Below are 18016 nucleotides of genomic sequence, written 5' to 3' on the forward strand. Positions count from 1 at the left end.
AGTTTCTCGTTACTGAGACGTTAAATTACTAGGGTGTCTTCGTCAGCTTTGGGTTGAGGGGATTTGGGGACGTTAAACATCGCAAAAAACTAAATATTATGCTAAAAAAATAAAGTTTGCTAATCATATACTTATAATGTACCAGACAATGCCCTACCAATACAATAACTATGACATCACTCTTGTAGGGGTATAAATTGGGGAACCCGCCCAAGGCACTGGCTCACCAATGACTAATGATTAATAACTAATGACTGAACCATTGATTGAACTGAAAGGTGTTTCTAAGTCCTTTGGTAGCCATAAAGTTCTAGATAATGTAGACTTGACCATTTACCGGGGAGAAGCAGTGGGGATTATTGGTCCATCAGGGACTGGTAAATCAACAATTTTACGGGTAATGGCGGGGTTACTTAGTCCCGATGAAGGAGAAATTTATGTGCAAGGAGTGCGGCGAGACGGTTTGATTGAGGATGGTGTCCAGCAGGTTGGCATTGGCATGGTGTTTCAGCAGGCGGCGCTATTTGATTCGCTGACGGTGGAGGAGAATGTGGGATTTTTACTTTATCAAAATTCAAAGCTACCGCGATCGCGCATCCGAGATTTGGTAAAAGAAAAATTGCAGATGGTAGGTTTACCAGGAATAGGCGACCTCTACCCAGCCGAACTTTCGGGGGGAATGCGAAAGCGGGTAAGTTTTGCCCGTGCGATTATGTCTAACCCCGATAGCCCCACAGAAGGCGCAGAAGTTCTACTATACGACGAACCGACAGCCGGACTTGATCCCATTGCCTCAACAGTAATCGAAGATTTAATCCGTTATTTGCAAAGTTCACATGGAACTTGTAGTACCTATGCCGTTGTTACCCACCAAGCCAGCACTGCCCGTCGTACAGCTGATAGACTTATATTTCTCTATGAAGGTAAAGTGCAGTGGCAGGGTACAGTTAGTGAAATACATAACACAGAAAATCCGTTGATCAGACAATTTATCAGTGGAAGTGTGGAAGGACCGATTAAAGTCGGGGGCTAGAAACTTAAAAGTGAGGAGTTAAGAATGAGGAGTGAGGAGTTAAATTCGACTCATAATTCATAACTCATAACTCATAATTGGTTGTTGGTAGTGGTAAAAAAATGCGAGGTCTTATGACAAGCAGCTTCGCGTCTGGGCGAACATTTAGAGAAGGTTCTGTGGGGTTATTACTCCTGCTAGGACTTGGGGTATTTGGATTACTCTTTCTCTGGTTAAATAGATTTACTGCTGCTGGGCGTTCATACAAAGCGATTATAGAATTTGCTAACGCTGGCGGAATGCAAAAGGGAGCAGCAGTGCGCTATCGTGGCTTTAAGGTAGGAACTATTTCCCAGGTTCGACCAGGGCCAAATGCCATTGATGTAGAGATTGAAATTGCCAAAACTGACCTAATTATCCCCCGGAATGTATTGGTGGAAGCTAATCAAAGCGGATTAATTAGCGAAAGTATTATCGACATCACACCAAAAGCAACTTTACCTGCTGGGCTTGTGCTTGCTAAACCCCTAGATAAAAATTGTAATTCCAGTCTCATAGTCTGTAATGGCTCTCGGTTAAAAGGTCAGGTTGGCATCAGTGTTGATGAACTAATTCGCAGTTCAACTGACCTAGCCACTGCATATAATGACCCAAAATTTTATAGAAATGTGAATGGGGTTCTGGAAGCAACTACAGGCGCAGCATCCAGTTTTACTGAGCTAAGTCACGATCTCCGAGGTTTAACCAAAAGCTTGCGAGAACAACTGAATACATTTTCAGCTACGGCTAATTCAGTGCAACGGGCGACAAACCAACTTAATGCATCTGCGACTCAAACTATAGATAAATTCGGTGCAACTGCAACTCAAGCAAATCGTTTGCTGAACAACGTGGATAATCTGTTGACAACAAATCGTTCGGCGCTGGTTGGTGCTTTGAACAATATCACCGAAACTAGCAACCAACTGCGTGTTACAGTCAGTAGCTTATCACCATCTGTCAATCGATTGACTCAAGGAAAATTACTCAACAATTTAGAAACTCTTTCAGCAAATGCAGCCCAAGCTTCAGCTAATTTACGCGATGCTTCTAAAACCTTAAATGATCCAAAGAATGTGGTGCTGCTGCAACAAACTTTAGATTCAGCACGAGTAACGTTTGAAAATACCCAAAAAATTACATCTGATTTGGATGAATTGACAGGTGATCCAACTTTCCGCAAAAATCTGCTGCAATTGGTGAATGGTCTAAGTCATTTAGTATCTTCTACTCAACAGATGCAGCAACAAGTGCAAGTTGCTAGTACTCTCGATTCGGTAAAAGCTGCTGTGAGCAAACCAAATAATCTAATTCCTGCCTCCGCACCAACCCCAGAGGCGATGTCTAATGACAAGTCCCTACCCGTCTATACAATGAATCCCTCACCTGCTAATTTTGAAACTGCCGATACCAATGTTCAACCAACCCCCAGTGAGTCTATCCCGAATTCATCCCAAGAAGACCTCTTGAAGCAGCTGCGGCAATATGGTAAGCAACGGGAGCAACTGAAGACGGGGAAATAGGCAATGCAGCTTAACCCACCACAAGACCAGCAAGTACCAAGCGCCATACTTGGGCAAAGTCCGTGTCGATGTCTGGATCACTCCATTCGGATGCGTGGGCTGGATGGTGAAATCGAACTGTCGCTTGAAAGACTGCCTTCGCCGCTACCTGCGGATCTGTTACCCGAAACTCGTTACTGGAAATACCGCTCTCAACGATCGCAGCAACTTGCCTTACCAGTTCAGCAATGTGAGCTTGAACTACCCCTCGCGCCTCTTGAGCGATCGCACAATAGGTGGCAAACAATTCTGGATCATCCAGGACTTTTTGCCGTTTGAGAGTGATCAGTTGCTCAAACCATCGGTGCAAACGTTCAACGGCGGAACCCTGCTCTTGAGCGATCGCTGCTAATGGTGTGGAAACCCGATGCAGCCAGCGTTCTGCTACTGCATCGCGCAGAGCAACCTTGCTGGGAAAATGCCGATAAATCGTCCCGTGGCTCACCTCTAAAAAGCGAGCCACATCCACGACAGTTGCCTTTGCCAGACCGTAACGACGCAAAACCTCTTCCGCCGCGTCCAGAATCCGCTCTGGTGTTAAAGCTGAATCATTCATGCTACGGGTATTTTACCTTTTTTCACTATCCAACATCGCCATTTGCTCTGGATGATAGCGATCGCCAGCCACGGCATTCAGTGGCACTGCTGCCTCAATCCGAGTGAGATCATCCTCGTTTAAATGCAGATCCAGCGCACCCAGCGCTTCATTCAAGCGATCGCGCCGCCGCGCTCCAATCAACGGTACAATGTCGTTCCCCCGCGACAGCACCCAAGCAATTGCCACTTGAGCAACTGTCGCATTCTGTTCTTGGGCAATCAGGCGAAGGGCTTCGACTAGCAACAAATTGTGATCTAGATTCTCTCCAGAGAAGCGGGGCAGATTTCCTCGAAAGTCTTGCGCTTGCTCAGAGCGTTCTTTCGACCAGTGACCGCTCAACAACCCCCGTGAGAGTACTCCATAAGCGGTGACAGCAATGCCCAATTCCCGCACAGTCGGGAGGATGTCATCCTCAATGCCACGAGTCAGGAGCGAATATTCGATCTGAAGGCAGGTGATCGGATGAATCGCATGAGCACGTCGAATTGTCTTTGCACCCACTTCAGATAAACCAATCTGGCGAACATATCCAGCTTTCACCATTTCGCTAATCGCCCCAACGGTGTCTTCAATGGGCACCCTCGGATCGAGCCGGGCTGGCTGGTAAAGGTCGATGTAATCGGTTCCCAGTCGTTTCAATGTATAGGCAAGTGAAGTCTTCACGGCTTCAGGACGACCATCGAAGCCAATAAAGTTGCCATCAGGCGATCGCAGCGCCCCGAATTTAACAGCAATGAAAATATCTTCCCGCCGCCGTCCTGCGAGGGCTTCGTGTAGCAGCAGTTCATTGTGCCCCATGCCGTAAAAGTCGCCTGTATCCAGTAAGGTAATGCCTGCATCAAGCGCTGCATGAATCGTTGCAATACTTTCTTTGCGATCGGCTAGGCCATAAACATCAGACATGCCCATACAGCCAAGCCCAACTGCCGATATTGTTAAACCGTTTTTTCCCAGTTGACGCGACAACATAGTAACTTCTCCCCTGTGGTGATAAAACTATCATAGTCTGACAACTAACAACTGACAAAAATCAATATTTGTCATTCAATACTTGCAACCCTGTTGGGAATGGCTTATGTTCCTCCGGGGGGATAAATCCGGTTATTAAACAACCAGCCAAGGTCAGTGCACCTGTATTATTGACACTATAAATTTCAACTAAAGACCTCTTGCATAAATCAAAAATAAGAACCCCACCCCGCCTTTGACTTACGTCAAATTCTCCCCTAAGAGCCTGCTCTTAGGGGCTGGGGGTGGGGTGTTAGGGACTTTTGCAAGAGGTCTTAAATAGAGCGGCGTGAATAATTCAAGGTTTGTAGTAAGGACTTTAGTCCTAATTTGAGGGCTGTTCGCAAAGCGTTCCCGCAGGGTAGCCCTTTCTACGAGACCCTTCTCTACGAGACGCTGCGCGAACGGCAAGCTCAGGGCATCGCACTGCGCGTAGCTTGCAACTCCTGCGGAGTACGGCAAGCTCAGGGCATCGCGCTACGCGAACACTACAAACTCATCTCAAGATTTTTTACATTACTTAATCTACTTTGATTTATTCTCACCTACTTACTTATACTGTCAGCAATGACAAACAGGCGATCGCTTTCAGGATCGAAGGCAGGTATTTCGGCTCCATTAGTACTGGTGAAGCCACTAACTTTCTGCAAAATGCTTGATGCATTAAAACTTCAACGACCGGGGAAGCTACCAATATATGGACCTTTTTCGATCGTTCTATCGGGCATGATAGTATTCCAAATCAAATTTCCATCACAACAGATAACATCTCTGGAAATATTAACATCTTGGAAGTAGGGGCAGGGCATTGCCGTGCCCCTAGCAAGGTATTTGTATCATAATTAAAGTCAAACAGTATAAGTCTTGATTATGAGCAAATTTAAGCGAACTTGATAGAAATCCTAGTTACTCTAAATACCATTCATACCGTAATTTCTGGTAAAAATTTATAACTGTGTTCAAAAACTACATTTATCACAATCAGTTAGGTGATATTTATTTACGAATTATGAATTATCTTGACACTTACGCTAGGATATCCGCTATTGCCTTTGTGCAATATACGTGAGGAGGTCAAACACAAACATGACAGAAGAATTAAATACACAGGGGGCAGAAAATCTAGTTGCGATGCCTTCTCTTCGAGACGCTTTGCGAACGGCGGGCGCAGCCATCGCTAACCAATTCGCCGAATGGGGAAAGGTTACAGACGTTAAAGCATTTGGAAGTGGTAATATCAATGACACCTTCTTAGTAACTCTAGATTCCTCAGAAGAACAACATTTTGTCCTGCAACGCATCAATAGGCAGGTGTTTCGTCAGCCACAACTGATTATGCAGAATATGCGTACCTTGACCGAGCATGTTCATAAACGGTTACAGCACACCCCCCTGAGTCGTCGCTGGGAAGTACCACGCGTACTATTAACCAAGGATGCTCAAGACCACTGGAGAGATGTAGACGGCTGCTTTTGGCGGGCGATTAGCTTTATTGAAGGTTCCCAGTCTTTTGATAGGATGCGCGATCGCACCCAGGCGAAAGAAATCGGTTATGCCTTGGGGATGTTCCACAATCTGATCAGCGATTTGCCATCAGAAAAACTCGCCGACACCCTTGAAGGGTTCCATATTACACCGCTTTATCTCCAGCATTACGAGGAAGTATTGGCGAAAACTAGGGCGCGTCAATCTGCTGAAGTTAATTATTGCTTACAGTTAGTTAGCGATCGCCAAAGCTTTGCACATATCCTAGAAAATGCCAAAGCTGAAGGCAAACTACCCCTGCGTTTGATGCACGGCGATCCAAAAATCAATAACGTTATGTTTGACACTGTTACCCAGCAAGCCGTCAGCGTCATAGACCTCGACACTGTTAAACCCGGTCTGGTACATTACGATATTGGTGATTGCTTGCGATCGGGTTGCAATCCGGCTGGTGAAGAAACCGAGAATTGGGACAGTGTTTATTTCGATACTGATTTGTGTCAGGGAATTCTAAAAGGTTATCTCTCTGTGGCAAAGGCGTTTCTGACTGAGAATGACTATGCATATATATATGATGCCATCCGTCTGATCAGCTTTGAATTAGGACTGAGATTTTTTGCTGATTATTTAGCAGGGAATATCTACTTTAAAGTCAAGCACCCAGAACATAACTTGGTAAGAGCGATCGTCCAGTTTAACCTTACCGAAAGTATTGAATCTCAAGAAACGCAGATTCGTAATATTATTAAAGACATGAAATGAACGAGCAGACATTTTCTCTGCAACCCTTTTCTTTGACAAAATCCCTGCCTAATTTGAAAATTGCAGGTAATATTGCTCGAAATGGTAAAAAACTTGTCATTCGCTATATGCTTGAAGGCGATTTCAAAGAAATTGCAATAGCTCCACCATCAAATACAGGCTCACGCAAGCATGAATTGTGGAAAGACACTTGCTTTGAGTTCTTCGTTGGGATCAAAGATTCTCTACGGTATTGGGAGTTTAACCTCTCCCCCGCCGGACACTGGAATATTTATCGCTTTGATGGATACCGTCAAGGAATGCAAGAGGAAACAGGCTTTACAATACTTCCGTTTAGTCTCCAGAATCAAGCCGACAGTTTAGCACTTGTGTTGAATGTCGATTTGGATAAAATTCTCTCGGAAAACCAAGCTATTGAAGTTGGCATTACTACCGTTATTAAAGACAGAAATGGTGAGGTGACTTACTGGGCTTTAACTCATCAAGGCGCGGAGCCTGACTTTCATTTTCGGGATAGTTTTATTCTTAAGTTGTGAGATGTGGCTAATGCTACGAGTATAGCAGAACGAGAAGGCAGTAAACAAGTCACGCATTTGGATGAGAAACAATTCAACCATTTGGGTGAGCCAATTGTATGAGTTTATTTTTTATAATTAAGGGAAAATTATTAGTAGAACTTATTGATTCTACTTTCCTATAGTTAAGGAGTACGTTATGAAATTAACAACATTGATAAATTCTACAGTTATCATTGCCTCTCTTACCCTCACATCTGGCATTGCTAGCGCTCAAACAGCCACAAATAAAAACTATATGAGTGCTAATGAAACTAGTGAGAAATCAATAAACACAGCAGTTAATGCTGATGCATTAGGCAGTAATTCCACCAATATCAACTACATTCAACCCTTTAATCTTGTTAATTTTGCTTACCAAGGTGGTTTCAAGCAGCAAGGAGTTCCTAGTGCAGGGAGTTTTATTTTTGAAGTACAGCGCGGAAATATTACTCCGGAAAGTTTAGTCAAGGCTGCTATCAATGCTCACAGGCTACCAATACAGTTTTTAAACGATAAAGATTACATAAGCGCTGTTAGTTCACAATTGGGGATATTAACCGGAATAAATTATCCTGTATAAGTACAGCTTTTCCTATGGCTATCTAATTGGATGAAATACAAGTTTACCTTTCCTTTGTCCACTTCTACGCAAGCTGAAATAACCCCTATACCTTTAAGGTATGGGGGTTTTAGATTAGGTTTTTTGGTTATATTCTATTAAGTAAGAACATTACGTGTCTACTATCTGAAATTGAATTATGTTATTTAACTGTTGAGCAACAGCGATCGCAATCCTATCTGAGTTGTAAAAATTGTAACCTGCACTGGCTGTTATGGCTCCCTTAAACAGCACCACTGTTGGAAAGAATTGTTTTAATCTCCAATCCCTAATTTCTTTTGAGGAGTAACATTTATGCAATTAAAGCCAATCAATCAGCAGGTCGTTTCGGTGGTTGGAGCCTCCAGTGGTATCGGACGAATCACAGCTCTTGAGTTTGCTAGACGCGGGGCAAAAGTAGTAGTCTCGGCTCGGAGTGAATCGAAGCTAAAGTCTTTAGTGGAGGAGATTCGCGGCTTTGGCGGTGAGGCAACTTTTTACGTAGCTGATGTGGAAGTATTTGAGCAAGTTAAGGCGATCGCCGATAAAACTGTGGAAGTGTACGGGCGACTCGATACATGGGTACATGTCGCCGCTATCGGCATCTTTGCCACTTTCGATAACACAACACCGGAAGCTTCTCCAGTGGGGTGCGATCGCTGCTACATTAGCATTAGCATTCCTAGCAGATCAAGCATTCAAAAAGGAAGAAGAAATAGACCTGTCCGAAAATTTGCAATCAAGTTTTTACAAGGGTTTGAGATAAATCCTTGCAGACTTTTTGGCAAGGTAGCGATCAGGTTTTGAGATGGTTACTAATAGTTGAGGGCAGAAAAATACATAACTATTGATTCAAGCGATCACTACGTTTAAAACCGTGATAATTTTATGCAAAGTTGTACTTAGTGACACAATTCCGCTTTCAGATGGTCTGCCAGTCGAATTGCCAAAGCGACAATGGTCAGCGTCGGATTAGCATAACCTCCTGTAGGGAAAACAGAGCTACCTGTGATGAATAAATTAGAGATGCCGTGAACTTGAGAATTTGCATCTACTACTCCTTGTTTTGGGTCATCATGCATACGTGTTGTTTCCATATTATGATGGGTACTAAGAGAAGCAACTGGACGATCTCCATCCAATTCAATCTGCAACTCACGCAGACCTGCACTAGCAAACTCTTCTGCAAATACTAGCTGCGATCGCTTCACACTACAAATATCTATTTCGCTCCAATGATTAGTTAATTTTGCTTGAGGACAACCAAGTTTATCTAGTTGATTACTGAGTGTGACCCGATTATCTGGATTTGGGGTTTGTTCAGTTTGGCTGAGAACTTCAAACTTTGTATATTTCTGTTCATTACCTTCATGGTCTGACCATCCTCCATGACTCAAATCAGGGAACAAATATTCTTTTTTGACATTATACTTATACCAATCAACTACTAAATCATCAATATTCATAATTACATTTTGCAAATGTTGAAAAACATTCTTAGGTAACTGCCCTTGTCGAATTGAAGAGAACAAAATTTTTGCAGAAGCCTTTGCTGCCGATCTAAACCTTTCATCTCTGGGATATAACAACGCAGTCATATTTAGTAATTTATCGCGGCGCATAACTTCTTCCGTCAGGGCAAATTTTCCCATCACTGTGACATTATTCACCGGGCGTAAGTCATACAAAGCCATCGAATTGAAGATTTTGCGATTTCCGGAACAAGCATACCACAACGGATAAAAGGATGATCCATAAAGAACCTACCCACTAAATCATGTTGATTACCTAACCCATTCTTTTGAATTCGGTTTGATAGCAACAATAAACGTGTATTCTCAATACCACCTGTGGCTAAAATAAATATTTTTGCAACAACTGAAAATTTATTACTAGATAAACAAGCTACTTGTACACGTTTCACTGTCTGGGCTGTTTCGTCTACCTCAATTTCTACCACGTTGGCGTTGAGGAATATCGTGATATTAGGAGATTGATTAATTTGGTAGCGATATTCATTGGTGAAAATATCGCGTTGGCAAGAAGTTTACCGTTTCATTCAGCCTATGAAACGCTTGGTATCGCAGAACGAATTGCACTAATAAAATTTTGGGCATAATTCTGCGTTGAGAAATCCAGGGCGCGTTGCCTAGCAGCCATTCCCGCACTCTGGGCAAATTCTTGCTCGTCAAGATAGCGGAGAATTGCGATCGCTAATTTATCTCCATCGCCGTAAGGTGTTAATAGTCCATTCATGCCATCCGTAATAATCTCTGTCGGGCCGCCTGCACTACCAGCAATTACAGCTTTACCCAGCGCCATTGCCTCAATAATCACAATCCCAAACGGTTCTTTATTTGAGGCATGAACAAACACATCCATCGCCTGCACCCACTCAGGGATATTACGCTGTAACCCAGCCATAATTACTTGGTCTTTCAAACCTAATGCGGCGATTTCTGCTTTCAAGAAGTCCTCATAATCCGGTTCCAAATCGTGTTTACCGCCAACCACTACACAATGAGCATCGGGATACTTCTGTAAAATTTTGGGCATTGCTTGCACCAATACGTGCATTCCTTTCCATCGTTGCAATCGCCCAACAATTCCAATCAACGGCCCGTGTAAAGGTAAGCCCAACTTCCGCCGTGCTTCTTCAGGAGAAGGCAAAGCATCAGGCTCAAATCGGTCTAGTGCGACACCAGGATAAACCAAAGGTGTTGGTCTATGAGGCCAAATCTCTGCCTGTGCTTGCTTGCCATCTTGAGAGAGGGTGATAATCGCCCGCGCTGGGATTAAAGTTGCGATTCGCACCAACCAAGTTTTGTCACTAGGTACTTCTAGTTGATACCACACAGCAGGCAACCCCGCCAACATCGCCGCCAAACCTCCAGATATATGCGTGATCCACATCCAATTGACAATTATATCTGCACGTTCGCGGCGGGCGATCGCAGCTATCCGAAAAACAGCGCCAATAAAACGGTGGATTTGGCGTAAACGTCCACTTTCCACAACTCGCGCATCAATACCGAGGGACTTTACTTGTTCTACCATCGGGCCGTCTTCTAAAAATATCACCAGCCACTCGATACTGGCATTACGTCCCTGCTGCACCAAATCCCAAAGCATCATTTCACCACCACCTCGTTGCTCGGCTAGTGGCATGACAATAATTACTTTCATAATCTATAACTATCCTATTTAATTTGTAATAATCAGAACTCGGACTTCTTGTAGGCAATCTGAGGATTGCTATAGTATTTATGTCCTGCCATAGCCATAGCTAAAAATCCCCAAAGAATCATCCCGGCTACACTCAACATTCCACTACCAATAACTAGCTGCGTAGCAGAACTGATACCAATAGCGCGGGCAGCACTGAGAAAACTATCGAAACGACCTTCACCATAGCTGCTAACACTAATAATCAACAAGATTAATCCACCCATATAAAAGATGGCTCCAAACCAACCAAGGGTGAAAAACATATCTAAAATGCCACTATCAATGACTACCACTTCAATTTGACCAGTTTTTTCGTTGACTTTCCAAATATTTCCTAAACCGTTACCTAAACCATTAGAAAGGGCTAGACCTAGGTTTTTGTCATAACTTCCCGATCTATCTTTAAAACTCGTATCGTCTTGAAGATTAGAAAAAGTTTCTAAACGGGCTGCTAAAACCCCAGAAATTGGCTGGATAGTTGCTAATGGCACAACACAAATTGCCATGACTACGATGATGGTAATTAAGCGCATTTGAATTCTGGCTTTGACTGAACCCATAATCATAATTATTCCAAATAACCAGCCTCCCCAATTAGTACGTGCTTGTGTTAATAAGAAGGATAAGTAACCAACAGCTGAAGCCGGAAAAATTAAACTTCCCGAACTGGTAAATAACAACAGCAACCCAGCTTGCATGACGGAACCAAAGGGGCCGACTGAGTGCAATGTACTCCAGACGCGCATCCCGAAAGGTACAGGGTTTCCAGAACTCATGAATAGTTTTGATTGTATCAGCCAGTATCTATCCCACTCAGGAGCCACCACAAATTGATATACACCATAAGCTCCTAAAATTAAGACACACCAGAGGAATGTTCGCTGAAAGTTTTGGCGATAACTGGGATAATCTCGCCAGTGTATAAATAAGTGAAAAGCGAAGATGATCGGACTGAGCCAATCTAGCAGACCGCGTGCTACAGGGATAGGTGGATTGTAAATCAGACCGATTAGAAAGCCATAGAACACTCCGATAAAAGCCATAACAAAGGGCAAGCCCCCTTTCCGAGAGGCGCTGGGGAAGTGTCGCAGGAATGTTGCTATAGTAACAAATACCACTAAGTAGGGTGCTATGAGCATTTGACGGGTAGCATCCCAGCCGACTCGATAATCAACTAAGCGGGTAGCTAAGGGTGTGAGAAACCAGATCCACCAGGTAAAACTGATATAGAGAATGGGATGTCGCAAGTATAAAAATATGCCTACAGCTAAAGCTGTCACTGGGTAAATTAGGCGCAATGCGGCAGTAGCACCAGCAAAATAGCAAACTACAGTTAGTAATATAAAGCCTGCGATCGCCATCCAAGCCTGTTGCGATCGCTCTTCGGGAGAATAGTTTTCTTGTAAAAAACTATTGAAAAGTATCTGTTTAGAATTCATTCAATTTTATATTTTTGATTTACCAATGCTAACTAGTACAATGTCTAAGGAACGTGGATTTATTAACTTACAATTCTTTGTAGGTTGGGTGAAGCGACAGCGTAACCCAACATTAGATTATATAAATTAAGAATTGTACTTTATTTAATTCACATTCCTAAGCTAGTTTTTAAGTTTTGTAGTAAGGACTTTAGTGCTTATAAAATAAGGACTAAAGTCCTTACTACGAACTTGCTTAACCATCAATTTAAACTTGACAGACTACCAGAGCTAAGAAGAAATTGAATTACGAATTACGAATTGTTTATATCCCTGCCAACGTCCACGCCAAGATGCTAGCAGCTTCTTACCCGCCAACTGCCCTTGGCTAGGTAAAAATCTCAGCCATTGTACTAAGCCTAAACTATCGCAAGTACCTACGAATACTGCCCAGAATAAAAATATAATCCGGCGAATAAATGGCAAATGCTCTAATAAAACTAAGGTTTCATTATGGACTAAATTAATAAAGGCAATTTCATTAAAGTTATTTCGCTGATCTTCATCAAAACGTTGTGCTGGATAGTGATCTACCGCAACATGAGGATCGTAAATTATCTTCCAACCAGCCCGTTTTAATGTCAGAGTGAATGCCATTTCAAAGTGTACCTGCGCTCCAGTACCACGCATCCGATCGTCAAAGCGCAATTGTGCAATTGCTTGGGTACGAAAACTCATGTTTACGCCCTTGAGAATATCCACCTCACGGGGTTCTCCCACTCCCAGATGATGGTTGCCAATTACTCGCCCAAACCACTGTAACTGTCCAACGACTAAGCGGGATTCGTCTTCTAATTTGCTGCCGTGGTGTATCCAATCACGCCCTCCCAGACCGCCGAGACGATTATCCGAGGTAAAGTAAGCCGCGATGCGCTCTAACCAATCCGGGTGAGGTGCAGCATCATCATCAGTAATGGAAACAATATCACCCTCCACTGCTGCTAGTCCGGCGTTGAGAGCTGCTACTACCCCCGGTTGCGTCACTTTCACACTATGTAGTGGCAAGTTCTCCGTGTTTAATTGCGCCAGGAATTGCCAAGTTTCTGCATCCGTATCGCGGACAACCACTATCACCTGATCAACGGGTTTAGTTTGCTCCTGTAGCGCCAAAAGGCAGCGTGATAGGTCTTGTGGACGGCGATAAGTTGGTATGAGAACGGTGTTCCGCATTCTTGCTTAACTCCTCGAATAGATCCACATAAGTTTGTGCCATAGTAGTCCAGCTATATTGTTCTGCCACAAAGCGAGCTGCTTGACGCATCTGTTGCATTAGGGCAGGATTGCTCACCAAAGACATTAGCGCCATAGCCAAAGCGTCGATATCATCTGAGTCGGGTAGGACGATGCCACATTCTGGTGTCACCAACTCTGCACCTCCGGTAGCTGTGGCAGTAATTACCGGCAGTCCTGAAGAAAGTGCTTCTAACAATACGAGACTACAAGCTTCGTATCGGGAAGGAAAAATAAATAAATCTACTGACCGCATAATTTCGGGGATATCACGTCGATATCCGACAAAATGCACGCGTTCACTTAACCCCAAGGATGCTGCTAGTTGTGGGAAAGGACTACCTTCGATGTGACCCACCACCGCCAGATGTAAATCGGGAACTTTCGCCAAGGCGTGCAGTACTGTATCTAAATTTTTTCTGGGTGTGCGGATATCTCCAGCGAACAGTGCTAGGGTAACATTCTCCGGTAAACCTAATTTTTGGCGATTGCTTTCACCAGGGGTAAACTCTTCTAAGTCAACGCCATTGACAATTACGCGAATCCGAGAACGCGGTACACCAATGTTGACTAATTCTTGGGCTACTTTTTCCGATACAGCTACAACAACCTGCGCTTTTTGGAAAGCTTGTTTTTCCCAACGGGCATTAAAAGCCGTAAAGAGCCATTGGTAGAAACCATATAAATCGCGGCGGTTACGAGAAATATGAACAGGCGATCGCAACCATGAACTGTGGACAAAATGTACAGCATTCACATCAGCCGTAGCCCTATTAATTGCTCCATTGACTTTAACTAAATCAATGTCAGAGCGATGTTTACGCAACCAATCTGCACTTTTTTGGGCAAATATGAAATTTCGCACAAATTCTGTAGGATAGCCTTTGACTGGAATTTTAATCCAATTAACTTGGCTATTATCTTCTAGTTCAGGTGCTACTTCACTAGCTAATAATGTCAATTGATGACCACGACGAATTGCTTTATTAGCAACCTCATAGTTTACCCGCCCCTGACCATCACCTTTTTTGATTTTATGAGTAACAATACAAAGTTTCATACACTATCTTCCTTAAGAATAGACCTATTGCATAAATATTTTGTTGCCTGACACATAAGGAACTTCCAAGAAATAAATTAGACCTCTTGCAAAAATCCTTGAATCACTCCTCCCCAACCCTCCCCTTGTGAAGGGGAGGGAGCAAGATTTCAAGTTTCCCCCCTTTATAAGGGGGGTCTATTCGACTTATGCAAGAGGTCTTATTTAGATAACCCTATTAACTTATTCGCTAAAAATTGCGGAGTAAAACTAAGACTTAGTGCAGCCATAGTTCGCACATTAAACTTTTGTTTATTCAACGCCTGCAAAAAATAAGGACGTGCTGCGGCTATCTGTTGACTTCGTAGTAAAGCAATTCCCAAAGTTGTATTAGCTTCTAACCATTTCTGTTGAAAATAAGTTCTAAATTCCTGTAGATGAGTGTCTTCCATAAAGACTTGATAGCAAAACATTTCGCTTTTAGCTTTGCGGATTTTTGCCTGAACATTTCGACTACCACTGAGCATAGTATCAGTTTGCTCATGGGCACGATATCGCGTCAGCCTTTCTGGATAGTAGTAAGCACCATAACCAGATATACAACAGAGGTAAGTTAAATATAAATCCCACATCCCGCCAGCTTCTGGGGGAATACTATCCCAATCCACAAAATTATTGCGAATCACACAAGCTGCCGCAGTCGGTATACTTTTATCTATTAACCCAATTTTATAGAAAGGTTGATAAATTCCTTGTCTTAGTTTATCTCGCTTGTAAGCACGTGTGTTTTCTTCAGTTCCAGCATAATTAATTATGCCATTAGCATCTATGATATATTGGTCACAAAAAGCGATAATTAACTCAGAATTTGCTTCTAGTGGTGGTACAAGCTTTGCTAAAAAGTCTTCATTCCACATATCATCGTCATGGAGACTAGCGACATATTTACCTCGCGCCATCTTGAAGCCATGCTGTTGATTAGGTAACATACCCACATTTTGTTGATGGCGCCAAAATCTGATGCATGAATCACCAAAAGATGCAACAATATTTTGAATATTTTCAGAACTACAATTATCAGAAACAATTATTTCAATATTTTGATAAGTTTGTTTGATAGCACTAGCGATGGCTTGCTTGAGATACTCTGGTCGATTATAGGTGGGGATAATAACACTGACTAAAGGTTGCTGATCTTCTTGATGCAATGACATATTTTTCTCTGTTGATTTTTTATAATTGAAAGATGCACTACTTGATATTTTTAACAAAATATGGTTACTTAGCTTGAGAGATGCTATAGCTATATAAGTTTTTTGTTCGAGAAGGAAATTCAGCTATAGTTTTTGCATAAATTCTTCGGAGATTATTTACATGAGCATCCATTGTAAATTCTTTCATCAATAAAGCATGACCTTGTTCACCCATATATCGGCTTTTTTGGTGATCTTTATACAAATCATCAATGGCATCAACCAGCTTTGTGATATTATTACCTGGAACAATAATACCCGTTTCTCCATCTCGTAAATGTTCTGGAATTCCACCGACGGCACTACCAATTACAGGGCGATAACGAGCATAAGCTTCCATAGTCACAAGACCGGCAGGTTCAGGCCAAACACTGGGAAAGATAACTGCAAAACATTGTTGATAAAGTTTATTTAGTTTGTCAGGATTGCACCAACCATGCCAAGTTATGCGGTTATTTAATCCGAGTGTGTTTGCTAACTTTTCTAAGCGTGGTCGTTCCCAACCTTCACCTGCGATATCAAGTTGAATTTGCGGGTCTGTATGTATTAAGGTTTTGAGTAACCATTCCAGACCTTTATCAGGAACAATTCGACCAACAAATAAAATTCTATGATTTTGGTGGATTTCTAAACTAAGAGGTGTAGTTGGTGTTTCTGGTACAGATATACCACAGTGTAGGGTTACAGTTTGTTCAGGAGGTACACCATTTTTAATCAACTCTTCCCGTACATATTCACTATTAGCAATAAAAGTAATTTTTATCTTTTTTAAAACTTCTAATAACTGATGAGTATTTTGAAGTTCTCTAAAAGTTTTTAAAGGTCTACGGCTGCCACATTTATCTACTAACTTACCCCAGGTACAACCTAAGTAAGAAAAGTTGCGATTGCAGATTGTCTTCTGCCCTGCTAAATATTTTGTACCACTAGGACAGTAGAATGAGTGGTTATGAACGCTGAAGACGGTAGGACACTCGCCTGTAAGCTCTAAGAGCAAATCTGGGCTGTGAATGTGCAGTAATTTGAACTGACTTTGATCGACATTATTGAGAGATTTTAGCACGTGATCGCTAACATCAGGTGGTCGATGTTCAAATAGCGAAGCTAAATAAGTTTCAACACCTCCGCCGTCACCTACGTCAAAATTTGAGCATTGGTAAATTAGGTCTTTATCAAAAAAATCACTGTGTAATTGTTTCTCATTTTGCTTGATATCATTGATTAAGTTAGGCATTATTCACCACTTTTTTCACTTGCTTATTAATTTGATTGCTCATCTAAACAGAGCCTAATCATCATCAATTTATATGCCAACATTAAACCAAAATTTGTGTCTGACATCACTAACATAATGCCTCAAAGCATTTTTATGACTAGCAAATTTATCTGGATAGATAAACTGGTCTTCTACATTGAGAACATATTTTTTTGAGCATAGAGGCTTACCCTGATTATGGTGCATAGTCAAATGCACAATTGTTTGTTCCGTAAAATAAGTGGGATTCTCTTGAAGATTTGCTAAACGTTCAATAGCAAAACTCCAGTCAAATTCATGCCTAAATAATATAAATCCACCATTTACTGAATTTGACTTCTCAGAATCATCATAAATAATTCGCTCGTCTAGTGAGCTAGAACAATCAGGTAGATAAAGAGAGTATTTATCATCAGACTTACTCAAATTAATTAAGTCAACCCCGCCGGGAAAAAATAAAATATCTGAATCAGTGTAAATCGTAGTACCATTAATAGGAATTGACATTAATGCCGACAATTTTTTGCCCATTGGATGCAGTTGGGCATAATCAAGAACACATTGAGGTAAATCTGTTCTCAGGAAGTTTTGTAAAAGTATTACCTGAACGCAAGGATGGATGCGGCGGAGTAAATTACAACTAGAATCAGTGTAGCTGCCATCAGAAACTACAGTGAATGTATGTGGAATGCCAACATGACGAATGAAGGAGCGAATACTTGCCACTTGTTCTGGTAAATCGCGTTCACATGATAAGGCATAGACACTTATGGGAACTTGCCGAGTTTGTTTAATCGGGATGCCGACAATCAGAGAAAGAGCTGCTTTATATAGAGAGCGATTAAATTTACCCTGAATTTTAGCAGTGTGGTAGCCTACATTTACCATTTATTTTCCCTTGTTAAAACTATA

Annotated in this window: 17 protein-coding genes and 1 pseudogene; 6 read left to right on the top strand and 12 right to left on the bottom strand. The window is 42.2% G+C overall.

All coding sequences use genetic code 11. The features are described from left to right. The first annotated feature begins 250 nt into the window (after positions 1 to 250). Positions 251 to 1033, top strand: a complete 783-nt coding sequence (locus tag ACYTXL_RS10680) for an ABC transporter ATP-binding protein (RefSeq protein ID WP_461924703.1) — start codon at positions 251 to 253, stop codon at positions 1031 to 1033. A 101-nt stretch (positions 1034 to 1134) separates the two neighbouring features. Beyond that, on the top strand, positions 1135 to 2574 hold the full coding sequence (locus tag ACYTXL_RS10685) for an MlaD family protein (RefSeq protein WP_461924704.1): 1440 nt from the start codon (positions 1135 to 1137) through the stop codon (positions 2572 to 2574). A gap of 10 nt (positions 2575 to 2584) precedes the next feature. On the opposite strand, the gene ACYTXL_RS10690 is transcribed toward ACYTXL_RS10685, so the two are convergent. Both ACYTXL_RS10690 and ACYTXL_RS10695 read right to left on the bottom strand, forming a co-directional pair. Further along, positions 2585 to 3169 carry a TetR family transcriptional regulator gene (locus ACYTXL_RS10690; RefSeq protein ID WP_461924705.1) on the bottom strand — a complete coding sequence of 195 codons (585 nt, stop codon included), beginning with the start codon at positions 3167 to 3169 and terminating at the stop codon, positions 2585 to 2587. A 12-nt stretch (positions 3170 to 3181) separates the two neighbouring features. After that, positions 3182 to 4180 (bottom strand): aldo/keto reductase, encoded by a 999-nt coding sequence (locus tag ACYTXL_RS10695; RefSeq protein WP_461924706.1) that lies wholly within the window; start codon positions 4178 to 4180, stop codon positions 3182 to 3184. A 1125-nt stretch (positions 4181 to 5305) separates the two neighbouring features. Here ACYTXL_RS10695 and ACYTXL_RS10700 point away from each other — a divergent pair. The 3 genes from ACYTXL_RS10700 (at position 5306) to ACYTXL_RS10710 (ending at position 7603) form a co-directional block, all read left to right on the top strand. Continuing rightward, positions 5306 to 6466: a phosphotransferase enzyme family protein gene (locus ACYTXL_RS10700; RefSeq protein ID WP_461924707.1), complete on the top strand. Its 1161-nt coding sequence runs from the start codon at positions 5306 to 5308 to the stop codon at positions 6464 to 6466. Beyond that, positions 6463 to 7002, top strand: coding sequence for a DOMON-like domain-containing protein (locus ACYTXL_RS10705; protein WP_461924708.1), 540 nt, complete (start codon positions 6463 to 6465; stop codon positions 7000 to 7002). Before ACYTXL_RS10700 ends, ACYTXL_RS10705 begins: the two co-directional genes overlap by 4 nt. Positions 7003 to 7180: 178 nt before the next feature. After that, the gene (locus tag ACYTXL_RS10710; RefSeq protein ID WP_461924709.1) at positions 7181 to 7603 is read left to right on the top strand and encodes a hypothetical protein; all 423 of its coding nucleotides are present in this window, start codon (positions 7181 to 7183) and stop codon (positions 7601 to 7603) included. Between the two features lie 150 nt (positions 7604 to 7753). On the opposite strand, the gene ACYTXL_RS10715 is transcribed toward ACYTXL_RS10710, so the two are convergent. After that, positions 7754 to 7876 carry a hypothetical protein gene (locus ACYTXL_RS10715; RefSeq protein ID WP_461924710.1) on the bottom strand — a complete coding sequence of 41 codons (123 nt, stop codon included), beginning with the start codon at positions 7874 to 7876 and terminating at the stop codon, positions 7754 to 7756. 60 nt (positions 7877 to 7936) lie between these two features. Between ACYTXL_RS10715 and ACYTXL_RS10720 the strand changes: the two are divergent. Continuing rightward, positions 7937 to 8257, top strand: a pseudogene (locus ACYTXL_RS10720) (SDR family NAD(P)-dependent oxidoreductase); the annotation flags it as partial. Positions 8258 to 8523: 266 nt separating this feature from the next. On the opposite strand, the gene ACYTXL_RS10725 reads toward ACYTXL_RS10720, so the two are convergent. The 9 genes from ACYTXL_RS10725 to ACYTXL_RS10765 all read right to left on the bottom strand — a co-directional run bounded on the left by ACYTXL_RS10725 (position 8524) and on the right by ACYTXL_RS10765 (position 17992). Next, positions 8524 to 9315, bottom strand: coding sequence for a GMC family oxidoreductase (locus ACYTXL_RS10725; protein WP_461924711.1), 792 nt, complete (start codon positions 9313 to 9315; stop codon positions 8524 to 8526). Beyond that, positions 9288 to 9581 carry a hypothetical protein gene (locus tag ACYTXL_RS10730; RefSeq protein ID WP_461924712.1) on the bottom strand — a complete coding sequence of 98 codons (294 nt, stop codon included), beginning with the start codon at positions 9579 to 9581 and terminating at the stop codon, positions 9288 to 9290. Before ACYTXL_RS10730 ends, ACYTXL_RS10725 begins: the two co-directional genes overlap by 28 nt. Before the next feature lie 104 nt (positions 9582 to 9685). After that, a complete protein-coding gene (locus ACYTXL_RS10735) occupies positions 9686 to 10807 on the bottom strand; it encodes a glycosyltransferase (RefSeq protein WP_461924713.1) in 1122 nt (373 codons plus the stop codon). A gap of 32 nt (positions 10808 to 10839) precedes the next feature. Beyond that, a complete protein-coding gene (locus tag ACYTXL_RS10740; RefSeq protein WP_461924714.1) occupies positions 10840 to 12288 on the bottom strand; it encodes an O-antigen ligase domain-containing protein in 1449 nt (482 codons plus the stop codon). 270 nt (positions 12289 to 12558) lie between these two features. Beyond that, a complete protein-coding gene (locus ACYTXL_RS10745) occupies positions 12559 to 13497 on the bottom strand; it encodes a glycosyltransferase family 2 protein (protein WP_461924715.1) in 939 nt (312 codons plus the stop codon). Next, the gene (locus tag ACYTXL_RS10750; protein ID WP_461924716.1) at positions 13415 to 14617 is read right to left on the bottom strand and encodes a glycosyltransferase family 4 protein; all 1203 of its coding nucleotides are present in this window, start codon (positions 14615 to 14617) and stop codon (positions 13415 to 13417) included. The genes ACYTXL_RS10745 and ACYTXL_RS10750 overlap by 83 nt, the downstream gene beginning before the upstream one ends. Before the next feature lie 200 nt (positions 14618 to 14817). Further along, positions 14818 to 15810, bottom strand: a complete 993-nt coding sequence (locus ACYTXL_RS10755) for a glycosyltransferase family 2 protein (RefSeq protein ID WP_461924717.1) — start codon at positions 15808 to 15810, stop codon at positions 14818 to 14820. A gap of 64 nt (positions 15811 to 15874) precedes the next feature. Continuing rightward, on the bottom strand, positions 15875 to 17083 hold the full coding sequence (locus ACYTXL_RS10760) for a glycosyltransferase family 4 protein (RefSeq protein ID WP_461924718.1): 1209 nt from the start codon (positions 17081 to 17083) through the stop codon (positions 15875 to 15877). A gap of 69 nt (positions 17084 to 17152) precedes the next feature. Further along, positions 17153 to 17992 (bottom strand): hypothetical protein, encoded by an 840-nt coding sequence (locus ACYTXL_RS10765; RefSeq protein WP_461924719.1) that lies wholly within the window; start codon positions 17990 to 17992, stop codon positions 17153 to 17155. Positions 17993 to 18016: the final 24 nt, after the last annotated feature.

It is taken from the genome of Nostoc sp. (genome assembly GCF_054880495.1).